The organism is Sinorhizobium fredii NGR234, assembly GCF_000018545.1.
GTDB classification, from domain to species: Bacteria; Pseudomonadota; Alphaproteobacteria; order Rhizobiales; family Rhizobiaceae; genus Sinorhizobium; species Sinorhizobium fredii_A.
In genome coordinates this window covers 1,012,352-1,033,524 of record NC_012587.1, presented here as the reverse complement: position 1 = coordinate 1,033,524, position 21,173 = coordinate 1,012,352, and the positions used below count along the sequence as shown (strand labels likewise).

Genomic DNA, 21,173 nt, shown 5'->3' with positions numbered 1-21,173 from the left:
AGCCCGCGGAACTCGGTTCCGCGGGCTTTTTTCCTTGAAGGATCGTACGGTCAGGCGAGTACGGCGAGCAGCAACAAGGCGACGATATTGGTGATCTTGATCGCCGGGTTGACGGCCGGACCGGCCGTATCCTTGTAAGGATCGCCGACCGTGTCGCCGGTGACCGACGCCTTGTGCGCCTCCGAGCCCTTCATGTGGCGCGTGCCGTTCTTGTCGACGAAACCGTCCTCGAAGCTCTTCTTCGCATTGTCCCAGGCGCCGCCGCCTGAGGTCATCGAGATAGCCACGAACAGGCCGTTGACGATGACGCCAAGCAGCGAGGCGCCGAGTGCCGCGAAGGCCGAGGCCTTCGATCCGGAGATCAGCAGCACGCCGAAATAGACGACGATCGGTGCCAGCACCGGCAAGAGCGAGGGAATGATCATCTCGCGGATCGCCGCCTTGGTCAGCATGTCGACGGCGCGGCCATAGTCCGGCCTGTCCTTGCCTTCCATGATGCCCGGCTTTTCCTTGAACTGACGGCGCACTTCCTCGACCACCGCGCCCCCTGCCCTGCCGACGGCGGTCATGGCAATGCCGCCGAAGAGATAAGGGATGAGACCGCCGAAGATCAGGCCGGCGACGACATAGGGGTTCGAGAGATCGAACGAGATCGCGCCGACATCGGCGAAGTAGGGATGCTTGTCACCATTCGCGGCGAAAAAAGCGAGGTCGTTGGAATAGGCCGCGAACAATACGAGGGCGCCGAGGCCGGCCGAGCCGATCGCGTAGCCCTTGGTGACCGCTTTCGTCGTGTTGCCGACCGCATCCAGAGCGTCGGTCGACTTGCGCACCTCGGGCGGCAGGTGCGACATCTCCGCAATGCCGCCGGCATTGTCGGTGACCGGGCCGAAGGCATCGAGCGCCACGATCATGCCGGCGAGACCCAACATGGCCGTGACGGCGATGGCGGTGCCGAAAAGACCGGCGAGTTGATAGGTGGTGATGATGCCACCGACGATGACGATGGCCGGCAGGGCGGTCGATTCGAGCGACACGGCGAGGCCCTGGATCACATTGGTGCCGTGTCCGGTCACCGAGGCCTGCGCGATCGAGTTCACCGGCCGCTTGTTCGTGCCGGTATAGTACTCGGTGATCACCACGATGAGCGCTGTGACGACGAGGCCGATGAGGCCGCAGACGAACAGCGCCCAGCCGGTGACATCCTGCCCTGCAACGGTTCCGATCGAGCCCCAGCCGATCGTCAGCGACGTGGCCGCGCCGAGCCCGAGGATCGACAGTGCGCCGGTGACGATCAGCCCTCGATAGAGCGCTCCCATGATCGAACCATTCGTGCCGAGCTTGACGAAGAAGGTGCCGATGATCGAAGTGATGATGCAGGCGGCGCAGATCGCCAGCGGATAGGTCATGACGGTCGCGAGCACCGGCGCGCCGGCGAAGAAGATCGATGCGAGGACCATGGTCGCGACCACGGAGACCGCATAGGTCTCGAAGAGGTCCGCGGCCATGCCGGCGCAGTCGCCGACATTGTCGCCAACATTGTCGGCAATCGTCGCCGGGTTGCGCGGATCGTCTTCGGGGATGCCGGCTTCCACCTTGCCGACGAGGTCGCCGCCGACATCGGCGCCCTTGGTAAAGATGCCGCCGCCGAGGCGGGCGAAGATCGAGATCAGCGAGGCCCCGAAGCCGAGTGCGACAAGCGCATCGATGACCTCACGCTCGGCCGGACCATGGCCGAGGCCAACGGTGAGTATGAAGTAGTAGACCGAGACGCCCAGCAGAGCGAGGCCGGCCACCAGAAGACCGGTGATGGCACCGGATTTGAAAGCGATGTCGAGACCGGAGGCGAGGCTGACCGATGCGGCCTGGGCCGTGCGGACATTGGCCCTGACCGAGACATGCATGCCGATGTAGCCGGCCGCGCCCGAGAGCACCGCGCCGATCAGAAATCCAATGGCGGCCGCACTCGAGAGCAGAACCCATGCGGCGAAGAAGACGACGACACCGACGATGGCAATGGTTGTGTACTGACGCGCGAGGTAGGCCTGTGCCCCCTCCCTGATAAAACCTGCGATCTCCTGCATGCGGGCGTTCCCCTGGTCGGCGGCCAGCACCGACTGTGTTGCCCAGATGGCATAGGCCACCGAAAGCAACCCGCATGCGATAACGCCCAACAATATGGTCATTTCGCATTATCCTCCGTTAAAACCCGCGGGCTCAACTCCCTGCCGCCGGCCCCTCGTTTTCCGCGAATCGCACCCGCCTCCTCAAGCGGTATGCCCTCACGGCGCGGCCAGAGTGCGGTTGCGAATGTGGATCGTCAAGCCCCTGAAAATGCCGGAACACCAGGGCTGGGTGGACCAGGTTTTCTTAGGAAGACGCGAGCGACTTCAGGCTGCAACGCTCTTGCTTGCACGCATCAGGAGAAAGAGGAGCACGAGGCAAAGGCCCGTCACCGGCCAGATGACCGCGTTGAGCATGTCCCAGCCGAAGACGGCCAGAACCTTGCCGGAAGCGAAGGACGAGCCGGCAACGGTGGAAAACAGCACGATGTCGTGGAAGCCCTGGACCTTGTCGGCCTCGTGCGGACGGTAGCTTTGCGCGACGATCGCCGTGGCGCCGATGAAGCCGAAATTCCAGCCGAGCCCGAGGAGAACCAGCGCGCCCCAGAAATTCCAGAGCGCCACACCAAGATGGGCGACGGCGGCGCAGCCCATGAGCAGCAAGAGCCCGCAGGCGACGACGCGCTCCGCACCGAGGCGGCTGATCAGCCAGCCGGTGGCGAAGCTCGGAGCGAACATCGCCAGAACGTGCCACTGGATCCCGAGGGTCGCCAGATCGCTCGAAAAGCCGCAGCCGACGACCATGGCGACCGGCGCGCCTGTCATCATGAAGGTCATCAGGGCATAGGACGAGATGCCGCAGACCATCCCGGTCAGAAAGCGCCGGTTACCGGCGATCTCGCGGAGCGGCCGGGCCGGCGGGCCCGCTTGCGCTGACGACGCCGTCGTGGTTTCCGGCAGCCGCAGGGGCAAAAAGAAGAAAAGGGCGAAGAGACAGACCGGTATCAGGGCGACGAAGGCCCCGGCGAACCAGACGGGTGCGAAATAATCACCGGCGAAGATGACGATTTGCGGCCCAAGGACCGCTGAGACGATGCCGCCGCCAAGGATCCAGGAGATCGCCTTCGCCTTGTAGAAGGACGGCGATGCATCCGCGGCAGCGAAACGCAGCTTCTGGGTAAAGCCGCTCGATAAGCCGAGAATGGCCAGACCGGCCGCAAAAATCCAGAAACTCTCCCGGAACAGAGCCGCGGTAGCGACAATGCCACCGATCGCGGCAATCGTCGCGCCGACCATGAAGGCAAAGCGCCGGCCGGCCCATCGCGACAGGATTGCCACCAGGATGACGCCAAGCGCCATGCCGACATTGAATGCGGTCAGCGGCGCGGTCGCGAGAGACTTGTCGTCGCCGAGCAATTGATAGCCGGCGACACCGCCGACGGCAAAACTGATCGGCCCCACCACACCGAGCAGCGCCTGGGCGACGGTCAGCAAAAGGACGTTGCGGCGTGCCTCGCGAAGAACCGTTGCGATGTCTTCCGCTGCCGCAAGCATCAGGGACTATTTCCGGCGCTCGCCACGAATCTGCTTGGCGATCCTGTCGAGAACGGCGTTGACGAGTTTCGGCTCCTCGTCCTCGAAGAAGGCCTTGGCGATCTCGACATATTCGGTGACGATCACCGCAACCGGCACGTCCTTGCGCTCCAGCAGCTCGAAGGTGCCGGCGCGCAGGATGGCACGCACGGTGGAATCGAGCCGCGAAAGCGCCCAGTCGTCCTGAAGGGCCGAACCGATCAGCGGGTCGAGCTTGCGCTGGTCGCGCACGACGCCGGAGACGATCGAGCGGAACCAGGAGGCGTCGGCCTTCAGGTAGGTCTCGCCGTCAAGTTCCTGACCTAGGCGATGCGCCTCGAACTCGGCAACGATCTCGAGGACGCCGGTTCCGCCGATTTCCATCTGGTAAAGCGCCTGCACGGCCGCAAGGCGCGCGGCGCCGCGCTGATTGGCCTGCTTCAGCGGCTGATCCGAAGGCGTGTTCGTCACTTTTCTGCACCCAGCTTGTTCTTCAGTTCGATCATAGTCAGCGCGGCGCGTGCGGCAAAGCCGCCCTTGTCCCCCTCCGACCGGCGGGCACGCGCCCACGCCTGCTCCTCATTTTCCACCGTCAGGATGCCGTTGCCGAGCGCCAGGCTCTCGCTCACGGCAAGATCCATCAGGGCGCGCGCCGACTCGTTGGCGACGATGTCGAAATGATAGGTTTCGCCGCGGATCACCATGCCGAGCGCGACGAAGCCGTCGTAGTCGGTGCCGCCTTCATCGGCGCCGTCGAGCGCCATCGCGATGGCCGCGGGAATTTCCAGTGCGCCCGGAACCGTGACAATATCATAGGTCGCGCCGGCGGCGTCCAACGCCTGCTTCGCTCCGTCGAGCATCGCATCCGCCATATCGTCATAGAAGCGCGCTTCCACAATCAGGATGCGGAGGGGCTTGGTCTTCGCCATGGTTCACCTGTCTTGAAATATCGGCCGGCCTCAGCCGACGCAGGCGGCGGTCAAACCACGGCCTGCACAGAATGGCAAGCAAATTCCTCCATGCGGGGGCCATTTGCCGCGCCATGCTCCGCTTCAGACTGCCCGACGACAGTTCCGGCATATACTAGGCTTAAAACCTCAAGTATATTGCGGGCGATTCTGCAAGGTGAAGCTGTTCACGTTGCGGAACGCCGCCACGGTCGGGAGGAACGCCATGACGGAAGTCCGCAAGCCTATTGTCAGCCTCAAGGAACTCGGCCTCAACCACTGGAGCCGGGGCTCGTTCTTCGAGTCGCAGGACGCCTCGTTCGGCGCGCTTCTCGGTCTCAAGGACCTCGGCATCAGCTATGGCGAGGTACCGCCCGGCAAATCCGGCTGCCCCTTCCACAACCACCATGTCGAAGAAGAACTGTTCATTATCCTCGAAGGAGAGGGAACGTACCGCTTCGGCGGCGAACGCCATGCCGTCGGGCCCGGGGACGTGCTCGGCGCACCGGCCGGCGGTCCCGAAACGGCCCATCACCTGATCAACACCGGAACGCTGCCGCTCAAATATCTGTCCATATCGACCATGGCGGCGACCGAAATCTGCGAATATCCCGATTCCGGCAAGTTCCTCGCCAGAACCCGGCGGGCCGGCACGGGCGAGACTTCGTTCGACTTTATCGGCCGGCCCCGATCCTCAACGGAATATTGGGACGACGAACCGGGCGCTCAGGCTCAAGACCAAATCCCCCATTCCCTATCAGCCAAACCGGAGTAAAAATGCATCGTGTGCCCGTGCTCGAGACCGAACGGCTTATCTTGCGTCCCTACCGGCGCGACGATTTTCCCTCCTACAGCGCGCTCTTCGCAGACGAGCAGGTGACGCGCTACGTGGGGGGCGTTCCCTACACGCGCGAACAATCCTGGACGCGCTTTCTGCGCCAGGTCGGGATGTGGCACTATTTCGGCTTCGGATTCTTTGCGATCCAGGAGAAGGAGGGCGGTGCCTTCATCGGCGAGGCCGGCTTTCACGATCCCCACCGCCAGATCACACCGTCGCTCGAGGGAACGATGGAGATGGGCTGGGCCCTTTCGCCCAGGAGCCATGGCCGCGGCCTTGCGTCGGAAGCCGTCGCCGCTGCGCTCGCCTGGGGCGACCGCGAGTTTCCCGCCCTCAGAAAGACCTGCATCATCGAGCCCGGAAACGAGACTTCGATCCGGGTCGCGCTCAAGCACGGTTTCAGGGAATTCTGGCGCACCACCTATCACGGCAGGCCGATGCTCATGTTCGAACGGCGGTCGACGGGCGCAAACTGAGCCGACCGGACGCCCAGGCATCCGTGAACATGAACAATTTTTAATTATTTTTCAGTGTCTTACGCCATGGAAACGGCCACATTCCGGCCCAGTTTTCTAACCGTTGGCACGGCGCGGAAACGCCGCCTCAACCAGTCGAAACAGTCCAGCACCCCTCGCTGCGGATGACCCCACCCGCAAACGGTCGGTGCTGGCCAAGTCGGCGCCGCCCAATGGATCTGGCAATCGCGCGAGTCATGCGTTCGATTGCCGGCCCGGGCCCGCAGCCGCAAAGCAAAGGAGCATGACAATGAACCGCATTGCGACTTTTTCCGTCATCGCCGCCCTCGCCACACTGAGCTTCGGTGGCATGACCTATGCCACCGACGCCAAGATGAATTGGCCGAGCCACATCGATCAGAGCGTTCGCGCCTTCAAGGGCGACAATGTCAGGATCGTCGACGTCGACACGTTGAAGCAAGAGAACCAGACCCGGATGTGGATCGACGAGGCGTCGGCGGAGCAACGCGCCTCCCTTATGGCCGCAGTCGAGGCCAACAAGCCGCTGGCCGCCAAGCTGAAGGCGCAAAACGTCGAGATGAACAACATCGCCGGCGCCGAGGAAGCCGCCGATGGTGGGTTGACCATCTATGTTCGCTGACGGATTGCCCGCCCCTGGCTCACCGGGGGCGGGCTTCTCGGTCACAGCGCCGTGCGTCCTTTCAGACGCACAAAGATCGCTGCAGGAATCTTTTCATTCCGATTTCGGAGCCGGAAACTCTGCAAGCCTTGCCGCATAGCGGGCCATGGTATCGACCTCGAAATTGACGAAGTCGCCGGCCCGGCGCTCACCCCAGGTGGTGACCTCAAGCGAATGGCGTATCAACAGCACGTCGAACTCGGCGCCATCGACCCGATTGACCGTCAGAGACGTGCCGTCGAGCGCCACGGATCCCTTCGGCGCGACAAAGCGCGCGAGTTGCTCCGGCGCCCTGAGGCGAAAGCGCACGGCGTCGCCTTCCGGCTCGACGGCAAGGATTTCCGCCTGGCCGTCCACATGGCCGGAGACAATGTGGCCGCCGAGTTCGTCGCCGATCTTCAGCGACCGCTCGAGATTGATACGCACGCCCTCCCGCCAGCCGGAAATCGTCGTCAGCCTCAAGGCCTCTTCCCAGGCCTCGACTTCGAACCAACGCTCATTGCTGCCGGCCTCCGGCAGGGCCGTTACGGTCAGGCACACGCCGGCATGGGCGATCGAGGCACCCAGGTCGATCGTCTTCGGATCATAGCTGGTGGCGACGCGAAGCTTGACGCCCTCTCTCAGTGCCGCGACCTTTTCCACGGTACCGACATCGGTGATTATGCCTGTGAACATCCGCTATCTCTTTCGTAGTCATCGAATATGTCGTTGCCGTAACGGGCGGTGCGCTTGAGCGAGAATCCCGCCGGCACGGTCATTCGATCAAATGGGGATCGGATGCCGTCTTCGCCAATGGTTGCGGGCCCGGTGTAAAGCAGGATTCGATCGACAAGACCCGCATCGAGAAACTGGCGCGCCGCCCGCGCCCCGCCTTCGACCAGAAGCGATGAAATGCCGCGCGAGGCAAGTGCGATCAAAAGGTCGTATATCGTGTCGGCGTTCAACACTTCGACGCCCGCTTCTTCCAGCGTGCTGCGCCTCGTCATTGCGGGCGCATCGAGCACCGAATCGGCAACGGCGAACGATAGAACCGCCCGCGCCGAGCGAACGAGCTTCGATTCGACCGCCAGATCGAGACGACGATCAAGGACGATGCGGATCGGCGAACGCGCTTCAAGTCCAGGTAACCGAACGGTGAGTTCCGGATCGTCGGCGTTTGCCGTGCCGACGCCGACGAGGATGGCATCCGTCTCGGCGCGCAGCACCTGGACCTGGGCGCGCGAGACCGCACCGGTGATCCTGACTTGGCCCTCACCCTTTCGGCCGATCATGCCGTCTGCCGAAACGGCAAGCTTGAGCGTGACATGCGGCCGTTTCATCCTCTGGCGCATGAGATAGGCTTCGAGCACACGTTCGCCCTCATCGCGGAGCACGCCAAGATCGACATCGATGCCGGCGTCGCGCAGCATCACCACCCCACGGCCGGCGACACGCTCGTCGGGGTCGAGAAGGCAGACGACGACGCGGGCAATCCCCGAGGCGATCAGCGCATCGACGCAAGGCGGCGTCCTGCCGTGATGCGAACAGGGTTCGAGGGTGACATAGGCGGTCGCCCCCCGCGCCTGCTCACCGGCGTCGGCGAGCGCCTGTGTCTCGGCATGCGGGCGCCCGCCCGGCGCCGTCACGGCGCGGCCGACAATGGTGTCGTCCTTGACGATGACGCAGCCAACAGAGGGATTTGTCGATGTCAGACCGAGATTGCGGCGGGCGAGGCGCAGTGCCGCCGCCATGAATCTCTCGTCCTCACGCGTCGGCCCGCTCATAGGTCGCTCCGCCAGCTATTCGCTGGGATCGCGCGCGATCTTGGCGCTGATCTCCGCGATGACCTTCTCGAAATCCTCGGCATGGGAGAAGTCCCGATAGACGGAGGCGTAACGCACGAAGGCGACGTCGTCGAGGCTCTTCAGGGCCTCGAGCACCTGAAGGCCGATTTCCTCCGAGGGAATCTCGGTCTCGCCGGAGCTTTCCAGGCGACGGACGATGCCGGACACCGCCCGCTCGATACGGTCGCGATCGACGGGGCGCTTGCGAAGCGCGATCTCGAAGGAGCGCAACAGCTTGTCCCGGTCGAAAGGCACCTTCCGACCGGTCTTCTTGATGATCATCAGCTCACGCAGCTGCACCCGCTCGAAGGTCGTGAACCGGCCGCCGCAATCCGGGCAGATGCGGCGGCGGCGAATGGCGTTCCCGTCCTCGGCCGGACGGGAATCCTTCACCTGGCTGTCTTCGGAACTGCAATAGGGGCAGCGCATGCAATCGTCCGATCACATGTAGCCGTACATCGGGAAACGGTCGGTGAGCTTCACGACCTTTTCGCGAACGGCAGCTTCGACGGCGGCATTGCCTTCATCGGAGTTGGCGGCCTTGAGACCGTCAAGCACCTCGACGATCAACTCGCCGATTTCCTTGAATTCGGCCTCCTTGAAGCCGCGCGTCGTGCCGGCCGGCGCACCGAGGCGAACGCCCGAGGTGACGAAGGGCTTTTCCGGATCGAAGGGGATGCCGTTCTTGTTGCAGGTGATGTAGCCACGACCGAGCGCCGCCTCGGCGCGCTTGCCGGTCGCGTTCTTCTTGCGCAGGTCGACCAGCATCAGGTGGTTGTCGGTGCCGCCGGAGACGATGTCTAGGCCGTTGGCCTTCAGCGTCTCGGCAAGCGTGCGGGCATTCTTGACGATCTGGGCCGCATAGTCCTTGAAGGAGGGCTGCAGCGCCTCGCCGAAGGCAACGGCCTTGGCGGCGATCACATGCATCAGCGGGCCGCCCTGGAGGCCGGGGAAGACGGCCGAGTTGATCTTCTTGGCGATATCCTCGTCATTGGTGAGGATCATGCCGCCGCGCGGGCCGCGCAGCGACTTGTGCGTCGTGGTCGTCGCGACGTGGCAATGCGGGAACGGCGACGGATGCTGGCCACCGGCGACGAGGCCGGCAATATGGGCCATGTCGACCATCAGCCATGCGCCGATTTCGTCGGCGATTTCGCGGAAACGCTTCCAGTCCCAGATGCGCGAATAGGCGGTGCCGCCGGCGATGATCAGCTTCGGCTTGTGCTTGCGGGCCTTCTCGGCGACATCGTCCATGTCGAGCAGGTGATCGTCTTCGCGTACGCCGTAGGAAACCACGTTGAACCACTTGCCCGACATGTTCACCGGGGAGCCGTGGGTCAGGTGGCCGCCGGAATTGAGGTCGAGGCCCATGAAGGTGTCGCCGGGCTGCAGCAGCGCCAGGAACACCGCCTGGTTCATCTGCGAACCGGAGTTGGGCTGCACGTTGGCGAAGTTGACGCCGAAGAGCTTCTTGGCGCGATCGATCGCCAGTTCCTCGGCGATATCGACATACTGGCAGCCGCCGTAATAGCGCTTGCCCGGATAGCCCTCGGCATATTTGTTGGTCATGATCGAGCCCTGGGCCTCGAGGACGGCGCGGGACACGATGTTTTCGGAGGCGATCAGCTCGATCTCGTGGCGCTGGCGACCCAGCTCCTTCTCGATCGCACCGAAGATTTCCGGGTCGCTGTCGGCGAGAGAGCGGGTGAAGAAGGCGTCAGTGGTCTGTGCAGGCATCGGCGCGAGGCTCCTCTCAAGGGTGGCTGTTCCTTTAGCTTCCTCGCACGCCGAGAGCAATATCCGCTGTGCGGTTTGCGCCATTTCCACCATCCGCCGCGCCCAAATATCGCGGCGGGGCAATCATGAAAAAGCCACGCATCCCGGGGAATGCGCGGCTTTGAATCTAGGATGCTGCACTTTGCTTATTGCGGCAAGGCGTCGGCATCGATGGCGCCGGGCGACTGCTCGATTCCGGTCGTCGTCTGCAGGGCGAGCTCCGCTGCGCCGTCGCGCTGATAGATATCGTCGCGGAACTGGACGACACGATCCTTGGCCGACCAGGCGGTGATATAGGTGAAGTAGACCGGCACTTCTTCGGCAAGCTTGATCGGCGTATTGACGCCCGTTTTGATGGTCGCCTCAATCTGCTGGCGCGACCAGCCGGGCGTTTCCTTGAGCAGCCAGGTGGAGAGGTCACGGACGTTCTGCACGCGCACGCAGCCCGACGACTCGAAGCGCATCAGCTTGTTGAACAGGCCCTGCTGCGGCGTATCGTGCATGTAGACCGAATGTTCGTTGTGGAAGTTGATCTTCGTCGAGGACATCGCGTTGATCTTGCCCGGATCCTGACGGAACATCAGGTTGGGCGCCTTCTCGGCGTTCCAGTCAACGGTTTCAGGCGACACCTCGTTGCCGCTGCCGTCCAGGAGGCGGATGGCGTTGCGCTCGAGATAGGTCGGGTCCTTGCGCATCAAAGGCATGATGTCCTTCTGGACGATCGAGCGCGGCGCGGTCCAGTAAGGGTTGAGAATGACCTCGTAGATCTTCGAATTGAGGATCGGCGACTGGCGGTCGATCTTGCCGACGATCGCGGTATGGCGCAGCACGACGCGACCATTCTCGACCGCCTCGATATAGGCGGCGGGAATGTTGACCATGACATAGCGTCGGCCGAGATCGCCCGACATCGACTGGAGCCGCACAAGGTTGGTCTCGAGCTGGGCGAGCCGCGTTGCGGCGTCGACGTTCAGCGCCTTGAAGGAATATTCGCCGATCACGCCGTCGGCCGGCAGGCCGTGGCGCGCCTGGAAGCGCTTGACCGCGCCGTCGACATAGGAGTCGAAGGAAGAGGAAATACCGGCCGACCGCGGCAGGTCGCCCGAGACCATCAGGCGCTGACGCAGTTGCTGGACCGAGGGGTCGGTGACGCCGAGTTCGAGCCTTGCACCGGTCTGCGGAACCTGGGGCCAGCCGCCGGCGGCGACGATCTGCTGGTAATCGAAGATGGCCTGCTGCACGTGGCCGATCGTCTGAGGACCGAAGACCGGCGTATTGGAGAGAACTGCCGTCGCGGTGCGCGAGGCCTTGGCGTCGAACTGGTCATCCCAGGAGCCGCGGCGCGGCGAATTGATGAGCTCGCCCAGTGCGTCCTGGGCACTGGCGGCGCCAGCCCACGCGGCGGCACCGAACGTTGCGGCCGAACGCAGAAACGCGCGGCGCGAGAAAGCGTCAATTCCGTTGTTTTTCGACATAGTCCTACCACCCAATGCGCAAAACGCGCGCTGCCCGAGCCCTAGCACGACATGGTTAACAAAGGTAAACCCGCGTGCCCACCCGGCCCTCAAATTGCTTTCACGGTCGTGCGAGCGAGAGCCATCCCGGCAGATCGGGGCGAAAACGAATCGCCGCGAAAACGCAATTGCGCACCTGCCGCATCGAAGCGTCGCTGTCATAGCAATATGGCCAATTCGTGTCTCGACCTCTCCCGAGGCATGGCGCGGCAGCGTTCCGACAACAACTCGGTCGGGAAATGCCAGCAAAGGTCGGACACGCAGGGATTGCGCCCGACCCTTGAAACTGGAGGTGATATGCGCGGGATTACAGGCGATACATGATGCTGTCGTTCCAGAAGCGGTCGAGGCGCTGCAGGAGTTTGTTCATCTGGGTGAATTCGTCCGAGCCGATGCCGCCGACCTTGTGGATCGAACCGATATGGCGCTCATAGAGCTTGGCGACGGTCTCGGCGATCTCCTGGCCTTCTTCCGTCAGGCTGATGCGGACCGAGCGACGGTCGATGCGGGAGCGCTGATGGTTGATGAGGCCAAGATCGACGAGTTTCTTGACGTTGTAGGAGACGTTGGAGCCGAGGTAGTAGCCGCGGGAGCGAAGCTCGCCGGCCGTCAGCTCCGAATTGCCGATGTTGAAGAGCAGCAGCGCCTGGACGGCGTTGACGTCGCTGCGGCCCTGCCGGTCGAACTCGTCCTTGATGACGTCGAGCAGACGGCGATGCAGACGCTCGACGAGGTGAAGGGATTCCATATAGAGACCACGGATCGTTTCTTCCTGCGGGTCCCGGGGTGCTGCTACCTGCGGCTTCATCTTGGTGTTCATTTTGGTGCCTCACTGTTTCGTTTGGCGGTGTTTCTTTGTCTTCCCGCCTTGAGTGAGACCCTATCGAATACGTCTAAAATTCTACTTAAACCGCAGCCTTAACATGTACTTACCATTCACGGAGCCTGTCTCAGGGTGAATCAACCCTTACCTGCCGCGCCTGGCGCAGGCGCTGCCAGAGTATCGCCGCACGGAAGAGAACAAAGGTGACGGCGACCGCCCCATGCAGCACGAGGAGCAGAGGACGCGCGTCGAGCATGCCCGGATAGAACTCGTACATGACCGTCTCGATGGCGGCCGCAAGCACCCAGATCACCGGTCCCCAGGAGACGAGCAACCAGAGGCCTATGGCGGCAACCGGATAAAGCACGGCAAGCGCGGTCGCGGCGGCACGCCACTCCGGCGCCAGCAAATCGAATCGACCGGCACCGCCGTGAGAGAAGCCGATCAGCATCGCCCAGTAGTTCAGCGCGAACCAGAAGCAGGACGCCGAGACCAGGCGCAGGAACCAGCCGAACAGCACTTCGGTGAGCGACGGCTTCGGGACATGAGCAGAATCGTGAAGCATGGGCGGCAAGATAGGCCGAGTGCCGCCAATCCACCAGCGCTAAGCGCGGGTGGAAATGCCGCAGCCCCTCACCCGCCCCGATGCGGTTTTCAATCTGCCGAGGCGCGTGATAAACCGCCTTCGACCGACGCAGATGAAAGAAGAAGGACACGGGCGCGATGAACGACAGGACAAATCTTGTGGACAGGATCACCGGACACCGTCGGATGCGCCGCAACCGCAAGGCGGACTGGACGCGCCGCCTGGTGCAGGAGAACCGGCTGACCGTCGACGACCTGATCTGGCCGATCTTCATCGTGCCGGGAAGCGGCATCGTTCAGCCGATCGAAGCGATGCCCGGCGTCAGCCGCATGAGCATCGACAAGGCCGTCGAGGCGGTCAGGGAGGCGGCCGACCTCGGCATTCCCGCCGTCGCCACCTTCCCGAACATCGAGATGGCGCTCCGCGACGAAACCGGCTCGAACAGCCTTGCCGCCGACAACCTCATCAACGAGGCGACGCGGGCGATCAGGAAGGCCGTGCCGAATATTGGCGTCATTACCGACGTCGCGCTCGATCCGTTCACCAGCCACGGCCATGACGGCATCCTGCGCGCCGGCGAGATCGTCAACGACGAGACGGTGGAGGCGGTCGCCCGCGCCGCCGTCATCCAGGCGGATGCCGGCTCCGACATCATCGCACCTTCCGAAATGATGGACGGGCGGATCGGCGCCATCCGCCAGGCGCTCGATGCGGCCGGCCACCAGAATGTCGGCATCATGTCCTATGCGACGAAGTTCGCCTCGGCCTTCTACGGCCCCTATCGCGAGGCGATCGGCACCGGCGGCCTGCTGAAGGGCGACAAGAAGTCCTACTACATCGATCCGGCCAACGGCACCGAGGCGATCCGCGACGCCGCGCTCGACGTCGAGGAAGGCGCCGACATGTTGATGGTGAAACCGGGCCTGCCCTATCTCGACATCTGCTGGCGGATGAAGGAAGCCTTCGGCCTGCCGGTCTTCGCCTATCAGGTCTCGGGCGAATACACGCAGATCAAGGCGGCAGCCGCCAACGGCTGGATCGACGGCGAGCGCGTCATGCTCGAGACGCTACTCGCCTTCAAGCGCGCCGGCTGCGACGGCATCCTCAGCTATTTCGCCGTCGAAGTGGCGAGGATCCTGGCAAAACGCTGAGCGGCCGGTCCGCACGACAGACGCATTGTTTTGTCGAATTCGTTCCCCATATGTGATCGAAACGATGCGAGGCTGACATGAGCATGCAAAACCAGGAACTCCGACTTCCGAGCCAGGACTGGCGCGCCTACCAGGGTGTCCTGTCGCGCCGGGTGTTCGCCTTCATCATCGACTATCTGATCGTCGCGCTGCTGTGGATCCCAGCGGCGGTGGTCGTGTTCTTCCTGGGCATCCTGACGCTCGGCCTCGGCTTCCTTCTCTACCCGGTCCTCTTCGCGCTCGTGGCGATGCTCTATTTCGGACTGACGGTCGGCGGCCGCGAGCAGGCGTCGCTCGGAATGAGGATCATGGGCGTAGCGATCGCCCGAACCGACGGCCGGCCGATGGATTTCCTGACGGCCATCGTCCATCTGGCGATCTTCTGGATCGCCAATGCCCTGCTGACGCCGCTGATCCTGCTGATCGGGCTGTTCACCGATCGCGGCAGGTTGCTGCACGATCTCCTGATCGGCACCGTCGGCGTCCGGCGCGACATGTATTGACAATTTCACGGCCCCGACGGAGCCGGGCCGAGCGACAAGCGACAGCGCCCCGAGAAAAATTTGCCGGCACGCTCTCTCGTCCCCGAACGAGTGTGTTGACGTTTTTCATTCTTCGGCCATCCTATTGCAGAGTAACCTCGCGAAGAGTGACCCCCGCGCTCGATGAACACGCAGACCACATCGTCTCCGCAATTCTATCTGACCGCCCCGGCAGCCTGTCCCTACCTGCCCAACGAGATGGAACGGAAAGTCTTCACGCACATGGTGGGTGAGCGCGCGCCCGAGTTGAACGATCTCCTGACCCAGGGTGGCTTCCGCCGTTCGCAGAACATTGCCTATCGCCCGGCATGCGAAACCTGTCGCGCCTGCATTTCGGTGCGCATCCTCGCCAACGAATTCATGCCCACCCGCTCGATGCGCCGCGTGCTGGCGGGGAACCAGGACGTGGTCTCCACCGAGTACCCTGCCGAACCATCGAGCGAACAGTACAACCTCTTCCGCCGCTATCTGGATTGCCGGCACCAGAGGGGGGGCATGTCGGACATGTCGGTGCTCGACTACGCAATGATGGTCGAGGATACTCATGTGCATACGAAGATCATCGAGTACCGCCTGCGGGCCGAAGGCGATGGCATCAGCGAGAGGGCCCGAGGCCCGCTGATCGCCACGGCGCTCACCGACCGGATGGGCGACGGGCTGTCGATGGTCTATTCCTTCTTCGACCCGAGCCTCGCAAACCGCTCGCTCGGTACCTTCATGATCCTCGATCATATCCGCCGGGCAAAGGAACGCGGCCTGCCGCACGTCTATCTCGGCTACTGGGTCAAGGGATCCCGCAAGATGGGGTATAAAACAAAGTTTTTGCCGCAAGAGCACCTTATGGCGCGCGGTTGGGAGCGTTATGCTGGAGGGGAAGACTCCCCCGAAACCGCCACGGATTGACGATTGACTTCCTCCTCTGACGCCGCCCGGCACCGGCGCGGCCTTGCCATCACGGGCCTCGGCGGCCTCGCGCTTTCCTTCGACATCCCGCTCATCCGTTCGGCAGACGGAGAAGTGTGGTCGATTCTCGCCGTGCGCAGCCTGTCGACCTTTGCCGTGGCGATTGCCGCCTGGCTTTTCATCAATCGCGTGCTCGGCCGCCGCATCGCGCTGATCCCCGGCAAGGCCGGGCTGATCGCCGGCCTCTTCTACGGCATCAATTCCTTCACCTTCCTGCTCGCCGTGTTCAACACGTCGACGGCGAACGTCGTCTTCATCCTGGCCTTCACCTCGATGTTCGCGGCGATCCTTTCCTGGATCTTCCTGAAGGAGCGGCCCCCCAACGCGACGCTGCTGACGATGGCGATCATGCTCATCGGCGTCGGGGTGATCGTCCAGGACGGGCTTGAAAGCGGACATCTGTTCGGCGACGCCATGGCCGCCTGCTCGGCCTTCCTGCTGGCGAGCGCCATCACCATCAGCCGCGCCGACGGACGGGACATGGCGCTGGTGCCGCTGACGACGGCGATCTTCCCGGCGCTGGCGGCGCTCACGCTCCTGCCGCCGAGCGGAATCGCCATTGCCGCACCGGGCTACATTCTTTTCAACGGGCTGGTGATGATCCCCGTCGCCTTCTTTTGTCTGGGCACCGGGCCGCGGTATCTCTCGGCACCGGAAGTGGGGATGTTCTATCTGCTCGAGACGATCCTGGCGCCGATCTGGGTGTGGATCGTCTTTTCCGAGACGCCCACTCTGCAAACCGTCATTGGCGGCTCGATCCTGATCCTCGCCTTGATCGGCCACTCGCTCTGGCAGATGCGCAGCAAGGCGGCGAAGGCGCGGCCTCCCGGTGCGCAATTGCCATTTACCGGGTGACGGCGGCCTGCTGCAGCGACCTTTGCACGTCTGAAACGCGCGGTGCTGTAGTCATTGCGGGGCGGTCGGAACTGGCCCCGTCTCCTCGATCTGCGATCGCATCGCCCAAAGCTCGCGATTGGTGTTGATCCATTCCGCCGCGATCTCCAATGGGCCCGGGTCGGCGGCGACCACCTCGTGATCGTCCTGGTGCCGGCGGGTAATCAGCCCCGCCTCCTCCAGTATCACCATGTGATTCGACAACTCGTCCTCTTCCGCGCCGACCGCTGTGGCGACGTCCGCAATGGCGGTTTCACCAGCAAACAGGACTTCGAATATGCGGCGGCGTGTGGGATCGGCGAGCGCCAACAGTGTATCGTCAAGAGCCGAGATCATCGCGTTCCTCTCTCCGGCGCATCATTCGTCAAATCGCGGCCGATTTAAGGAAACATCGAAGAGTTGCAGGGCTCGCCGCGAAAGACGTGGAAGCTGTGGACAACCAGAAGCGATCAGCCGCTGAACCGGCCGCTTCGCGGAAAGCCCTTGGGCACAAGGCGGCCGGCGCCGGCGCGGTCGCCCAGCCACTCGACCAACTCGTCCTTCGTCTTCGTGAAGACACGGCCGGCGCTGTCCTCCCAGGTGAGGCCCTCGGCCATGGTGAAGCAGCGGATGTCGGAAATGCCGCCGTCCTTGTAGCGCTGCAGGCGCACGCCCTTGCCGCGCGCCATTTCCGGTATCTGCGCCAGCGGGAAGACCAGCATCTTGCGATTGTCGCCGACGACGGCAACGTGATCCCCCTTGGTCGGCACGACGAGCTTCGCCTCGTCCGGCATCACGACGTTCATCACCTGCTTGCCCTTGCGGGTATTGGCGACGATGTCGCTTTCGGTGACGACGAAGCCGTTGCCGGCGGCAGACGAGACGATGAGCTTGCGCGCCGGATCGTGGACGAGGGCCGTCAGCACGTCCTGATCGTTTTCCATATCGACCATGATTCGCAACGGCTCGCCATGGCCGCGGCCGCCCGGCAGCTTGTCGCCGCCGAGTGTGTAAACCTTGCCGCCGGTGGTGAAGACGAGGATCTTGTCCGTCGTCTGCGCCGGGAACGCCACCTTCAGCGCATCGCCGTCCTTGAACTGCAGCGCAGACGTATCGGAGATGTGCCCCTTGAGCGCCCGGATCCAGCCCTTTTCCGAGATGACGACGGTGATCGGCTCCTTCTCGATCATCGCCTGCTGGATCGCCTCGATATCGGCGTCCGGCGCATCGGCGAAGGTGCTGCGGCGCTTGCCGAGCTCGGTCGCCTTGGCGAACTTCTTCTTGACCTCGCCGATTTCCCAGGCGACCGCCTGCCACTGCTTGTCATCGGAGGCGAGCAGCGCCTCGATTTCCGCTTTCTCCTTCGACAGCGCGTCGAATTCGGTGCGGATTTCGAACTCCTCGAGCTTGCGCAGCGAGCGAAGCCGCATGTTGAGGATCGCTTCGGCCTGGACGTCGGTCAGCGCGAAACGCTCGATCATCATGGCCTTCGGCTCATCCTCCTCGCGGATGATGCGGATGACCTCGTCGATGTTGAGATAGGCGACCAGATAGCCGCCGAGGATCTCGAGCCGCCGGTCGATGGCGGCAAGCCGATGGCGCGAGCGGCGCTGCAACACCTCGCGGCGATGCGCCAGCCATTCGCTCAGCACCTCGTTGAGCGCCATGACGCGCGGCACGCGGCCCATCGACAGAACGTTCATGTTGAGCGGAATGCGGCTTTCGAGCTCGGTCAGCTTGAACAGCGATTCCATCAGGATATTGGCGTCGACCGAGCGGCTCTTCGGGACGAGCACGACACGGACGTCCTCCGCCGATTCGTCGCGAATGTCCTCGAGCAGCGGCAGTTTGCGCGCAATGAGCAGCTCGGCGATCTTCTCGATCAGCCGCGACTTCTGGACCTGATAGGGAATCTCCGTGACGACGATCTGATAGCCGCCGCGCCCCAGGTCCTCGACACTCCAGCGGGCACGGACACGGAAGCCGCCGCGGCCGGTGCGGTAGGATTCGAGCATGCTGGCGCGGCTCTCGACGATGATGCCGCCGGTCGGGAAATCCGGCCCCTCGATGCCGCCGCGCTGCGGATTGGCCGGATCGAACAGCAAATCTTCGAGCGGCGCCTTCGGATGACGGATGAGATGGAGCGCCGCGTCGCAAAGCTCATGGGCGTTGTGCGGCGGGATAGACGTCGCCATGCCGACGGCGATGCCCGAGGCGCCATTGGCGAGGAGGTTCGGGAAGGCGCCGGGAAGCACGCCCGGCTCCTCGTCCTCCTCATTGTAGGTCGGACGGAAATCGACGGCGTCCTGGTCGATGCCCTCCAGAAGGAGGGCCGCGACCTCGGTCATCTTCGCTTCGGTGTAGCGGTAGGCGGCGGCGTTGTCGCCGTCGATATTGCCGAAGTTGCCCTGCCCGTCGACGACCGGGTAGCGCTGTGAAAAATCCTGCGCGAGCCTGACCAGCGCATCGTAGACCGACTGGTCGCCATGCGGATGGAACTTGCCGATGACGTCGCCGACGATGCGGGCGCATTTCTTGAACGACGAATTGGGCCTCAAGCCCATCTCGCTCATCGCATGGATGATGCGGCGATGGACCGGTTTCAACCCGTCGCGGACATCCGGAAGCGCGCGATGCATGATGGTCGACAGCGCATAGGCGAGATAGCGCTCTTCCAGCGCCGCCTTGAGGTCAACCGGCTGAATGTTGTCGTCCCCGCCCGAGGGCGGCAAAAGGCTTTGTCCCATGCCTCCTTGCTACCGCAACCGGGCCGCCGCGGCAAGAATCAGAGGCAATCGCACTGTGGAGAACGCGCTTCGGGCACTTGCCTATACTTCGGGTTGCAGGGATGAAATCCTTCCGGGTAATTATCCGGAAAGCATGATCCGCAGGGAACATCCGTCATTCGACTCGGCGATGTAATTCTGCCCTGTTTCGTATTAGGGTCACGTCTGCCGATTTGGTCAGGTTGAGGGTTGGAATTCATGCAAGGGACGATGTTGGACGCGAGCGGCCGGACGGTCTTGCAGTGGTCGCCTCCCCGCCGCAGGTCGTCCGCGCAGCCTCAGAGTTGACGCCTTTCGCGACGACCGCCAAAACTAACCACAGCACGCCTCGGAAACAGCCCCACAATATAACGTTTTTCACAAGGAACACCGCAATGATGCATACGCGCAAGATCCGCCTGATGATGGCCAGCGCCGCCTTCGTCACGCTTGCCGGCCCGGCCTTCGCCCTGGACGGCGCGGACATGATGAAGAAGCTGAGTGCCGCGCTGGAGGTGAACGGCACCTCGCTCGCCTTCGACAAGGCGGAGGTGGACGGCGACGCAGTGACGGCGAGCGGCGTAAAGCTGCAAGTGACCGGACAACCCGGCGATTCGATCAACATCGGCGATGTGACGTTCGAAGGCGTCGAGGAAAGCGATGACGGCGGCTACACGGCCGAAACGGTTTCCTTTGCGGACGTCAATGTGAGCGAGAAAGAGGACAGCGTTTCCGTAAAGCAGATCGCGATCGGCGGCCTCTCCGTTCCCGGCAATGCCTCGGGCGGCACCATCGACGACATTCTCCTCTACGAGTCCTTCGGCACCGGCCCGATCGAGGTCAAGGTCAAGGGCAAGGACGTCTTCAAGATCGCCAGCATCGAGAGCAATCTGAGCCGGCAGGGAAATGACGCCGGCTTCGACTTCGATGCGACATTGGCCGGACTGTCCGCGGACCTGTCGGATGTGGAGGACGCCAAGGCGAAGGATGCGATCGAGAAGCTCGGCGTGAAGCAGCTCGACGGCCAGATGACGATGAAGGGAAGCTGGGAACTCGAGAGCGGCAATCTCGCCGTCGAGGAATACGCCTTCGACTTCAAGAACGTCGGCCGGTTGAACATCGCCATGGATTTCTCCGGCTACACGCTCCAGTTCCTGAAGGCGCTGCAGGAGGCGAACAAGGCCGCGCAAGCCAATCCGAACAAGGAAGAGGCCAACCAGGCAATGGGCCTCGCCATGCTCGGCCTCATGCAGCAACTGACGTTCAACAGCGCCTCGATCCGTTTCGACGACGCCTCGATCACCAAGAAGGCGCTCGACTATGCCGGCAGCCAGCAGGGCGTCACCGGCGAGCAGATGGCACAGTCGCTGAAGGGTCTCGTGCCGATCATGATGGCGCAGTTGAACCTGCCGGACCTGCAGAACCAAGTGTCGGCCGCAGTCAGCACCTATCTCGACGCGCCGAAGAGCCTGACGATCAGCGCCGAACCGGAAAAGCCCGTGCCGTTCCCGATGATCATGGGTGCCGCCATGGGCGCTCCGAACACCATCCCGTCGGTTCTCGGCGTCAAGGTGACGGCGAACGACTGACGCACCATGAAACGCCGCGACTCGGAGCGGCCTCCGTGACAAAGCCTGGCGGACCTCCGCCGGGCTTTTTTTGTCGCCGCGATCGATGTTGTGATGTGGTGCTTGATGCTCGCCTGCGCCGGCCTATCTATGAAGGCATGGTTTGCCGGCAGTT

Annotated in this window: 21 protein-coding genes; 8 read left to right on the top strand and 13 right to left on the bottom strand. The window is 63.2% G+C overall.

Features of this window, described 5'->3' with window-relative positions:
- Positions 1-50: 50 nt before the first annotated feature.
- From NGR_RS16120 to NGR_RS16105, 4 genes are all read right to left on the bottom strand, one after another.
- Positions 51-2,186, bottom strand: a complete 2,136-nt coding sequence (locus tag NGR_RS16120; RefSeq protein WP_012707541.1) for a sodium-translocating pyrophosphatase — start codon at positions 2,184-2,186, stop codon at positions 51-53.
- A 204-nt stretch (positions 2,187-2,390) separates the two neighbouring features.
- On the bottom strand, positions 2,391-3,617 hold the full coding sequence (locus NGR_RS16115; protein WP_012707540.1) for an MFS transporter: 1,227 nt from the start codon (positions 3,615-3,617) through the stop codon (positions 2,391-2,393).
- Between the two features lie 6 nt (positions 3,618-3,623).
- On the bottom strand, positions 3,624-4,106 hold the full coding sequence (nusB, locus tag NGR_RS16110) for a transcription antitermination factor NusB (RefSeq protein WP_012707539.1): 483 nt from the start codon (positions 4,104-4,106) through the stop codon (positions 3,624-3,626).
- The gene (locus tag NGR_RS16105) at positions 4,103-4,564 is read right to left on the bottom strand and encodes a 6,7-dimethyl-8-ribityllumazine synthase (protein WP_012707538.1); all 462 of its coding nucleotides are present in this window, start codon (positions 4,562-4,564) and stop codon (positions 4,103-4,105) included. The genes nusB and NGR_RS16105 overlap by 4 nt, the downstream gene beginning before the upstream one ends.
- A 244-nt stretch (positions 4,565-4,808) precedes the next feature.
- On the opposite strand from NGR_RS16105, the gene NGR_RS16100 reads away from it, so the two are divergent.
- The 3 genes from NGR_RS16100 (at position 4,809) to NGR_RS16090 (ending at position 6,536) form a co-directional block, all read left to right on the top strand.
- Positions 4,809-5,357 carry a cupin domain-containing protein gene (locus NGR_RS16100; protein ID WP_164924252.1) on the top strand — a complete coding sequence of 183 codons (549 nt, stop codon included), beginning with the start codon at positions 4,809-4,811 and terminating at the stop codon, positions 5,355-5,357.
- A 2-nt stretch (positions 5,358-5,359) separates the two neighbouring features.
- Positions 5,360-5,896 (top strand): GNAT family N-acetyltransferase, encoded by a 537-nt coding sequence (locus NGR_RS16095; RefSeq protein ID WP_164924251.1) that lies wholly within the window; start codon positions 5,360-5,362, stop codon positions 5,894-5,896.
- Between the two features lie 289 nt (positions 5,897-6,185).
- On the top strand, positions 6,186-6,536 hold the full coding sequence (locus NGR_RS16090) for a hypothetical protein (RefSeq protein ID WP_012707535.1): 351 nt from the start codon (positions 6,186-6,188) through the stop codon (positions 6,534-6,536).
- Positions 6,537-6,629: 93 nt separating this feature from the next.
- Here the strand turns inward: NGR_RS16090 and NGR_RS16085 are convergent, their stop codons facing one another.
- The 7 genes from NGR_RS16085 to NGR_RS16055 form a co-directional block, all read right to left on the bottom strand.
- On the bottom strand, positions 6,630-7,250 hold the full coding sequence (locus NGR_RS16085) for a riboflavin synthase (RefSeq protein WP_012707534.1): 621 nt from the start codon (positions 7,248-7,250) through the stop codon (positions 6,630-6,632).
- Positions 7,235-8,338: a bifunctional diaminohydroxyphosphoribosylaminopyrimidine deaminase/5-amino-6-(5-phosphoribosylamino)uracil reductase RibD gene (gene ribD, locus NGR_RS16080; RefSeq protein WP_012707533.1), complete on the bottom strand. Its 1,104-nt coding sequence runs from the start codon at positions 8,336-8,338 to the stop codon at positions 7,235-7,237. Before ribD ends, NGR_RS16085 begins: the two co-directional genes overlap by 16 nt.
- A gap of 15 nt (positions 8,339-8,353) precedes the next feature.
- Entirely contained in the window at positions 8,354-8,827 is a 474-nt protein-coding gene (gene nrdR / locus NGR_RS16075) for a transcriptional regulator NrdR (protein WP_012707532.1), read from the bottom strand.
- 12 nt (positions 8,828-8,839) lie between these two features.
- Positions 8,840-10,135: a serine hydroxymethyltransferase gene (gene glyA, locus NGR_RS16070; RefSeq protein ID WP_164924250.1), complete on the bottom strand. Its 1,296-nt coding sequence runs from the start codon at positions 10,133-10,135 to the stop codon at positions 8,840-8,842.
- 185 nt (positions 10,136-10,320) lie between these two features.
- Positions 10,321-11,649, bottom strand: coding sequence for a L,D-transpeptidase family protein (locus NGR_RS16065; protein ID WP_012707530.1), 1,329 nt, complete (start codon positions 11,647-11,649; stop codon positions 10,321-10,323).
- Positions 11,650-11,995: 346 nt separating this feature from the next.
- Complete coding sequence (gene ldtR / locus NGR_RS16060; protein ID WP_012707529.1) at positions 11,996-12,508, bottom strand: transcriptional regulator LdtR; 513 nt, start codon at positions 12,506-12,508, stop codon at positions 11,996-11,998.
- A gap of 130 nt (positions 12,509-12,638) precedes the next feature.
- A complete protein-coding gene (locus tag NGR_RS16055; protein WP_012707528.1) occupies positions 12,639-13,076 on the bottom strand; it encodes a DUF6163 family protein in 438 nt (145 codons plus the stop codon).
- Between the two features lie 158 nt (positions 13,077-13,234).
- Here NGR_RS16055 and hemB point away from each other — a divergent pair, with 158 nt between their 5' ends.
- The 4 genes from hemB (at position 13,235) to NGR_RS16035 (ending at position 16,647) form a co-directional block, all read left to right on the top strand.
- Positions 13,235-14,248 (top strand): porphobilinogen synthase, encoded by a 1,014-nt coding sequence (gene hemB, locus NGR_RS16050; RefSeq protein ID WP_012707527.1) that lies wholly within the window; start codon positions 13,235-13,237, stop codon positions 14,246-14,248.
- A 77-nt stretch (positions 14,249-14,325) separates the two neighbouring features.
- The gene (locus NGR_RS16045; RefSeq protein ID WP_012707526.1) at positions 14,326-14,790 is read left to right on the top strand and encodes an RDD family protein; all 465 of its coding nucleotides are present in this window, start codon (positions 14,326-14,328) and stop codon (positions 14,788-14,790) included.
- A 162-nt stretch (positions 14,791-14,952) separates the two neighbouring features.
- On the top strand, positions 14,953-15,732 hold the full coding sequence (locus tag NGR_RS16040) for an arginyltransferase (RefSeq protein WP_164924249.1): 780 nt from the start codon (positions 14,953-14,955) through the stop codon (positions 15,730-15,732).
- 3 nt (positions 15,733-15,735) lie between these two features.
- On the top strand, positions 15,736-16,647 hold the full coding sequence (locus NGR_RS16035) for a DMT family transporter (protein WP_012707524.1): 912 nt from the start codon (positions 15,736-15,738) through the stop codon (positions 16,645-16,647).
- 51 nt (positions 16,648-16,698) lie between these two features.
- Here the strand turns inward: NGR_RS16035 and NGR_RS16030 are convergent, their stop codons facing one another.
- The gene (locus NGR_RS16030) at positions 16,699-17,022 is read right to left on the bottom strand and encodes an ArsR/SmtB family transcription factor (RefSeq protein ID WP_012707523.1); all 324 of its coding nucleotides are present in this window, start codon (positions 17,020-17,022) and stop codon (positions 16,699-16,701) included.
- A gap of 113 nt (positions 17,023-17,135) precedes the next feature.
- Positions 17,136-19,412 (bottom strand): DNA topoisomerase IV subunit A, encoded by a 2,277-nt coding sequence (gene parC, locus NGR_RS16025; protein WP_164924248.1) that lies wholly within the window; start codon positions 19,410-19,412, stop codon positions 17,136-17,138.
- Between the two features lie 413 nt (positions 19,413-19,825).
- On the opposite strand from parC, the gene NGR_RS16020 reads away from it, so the two are divergent.
- Complete coding sequence (locus NGR_RS16020; protein WP_012707521.1) at positions 19,826-21,019, top strand: membrane protein; 1,194 nt, start codon at positions 19,826-19,828, stop codon at positions 21,017-21,019.
- Positions 21,020-21,173: the final 154 nt, after the last annotated feature.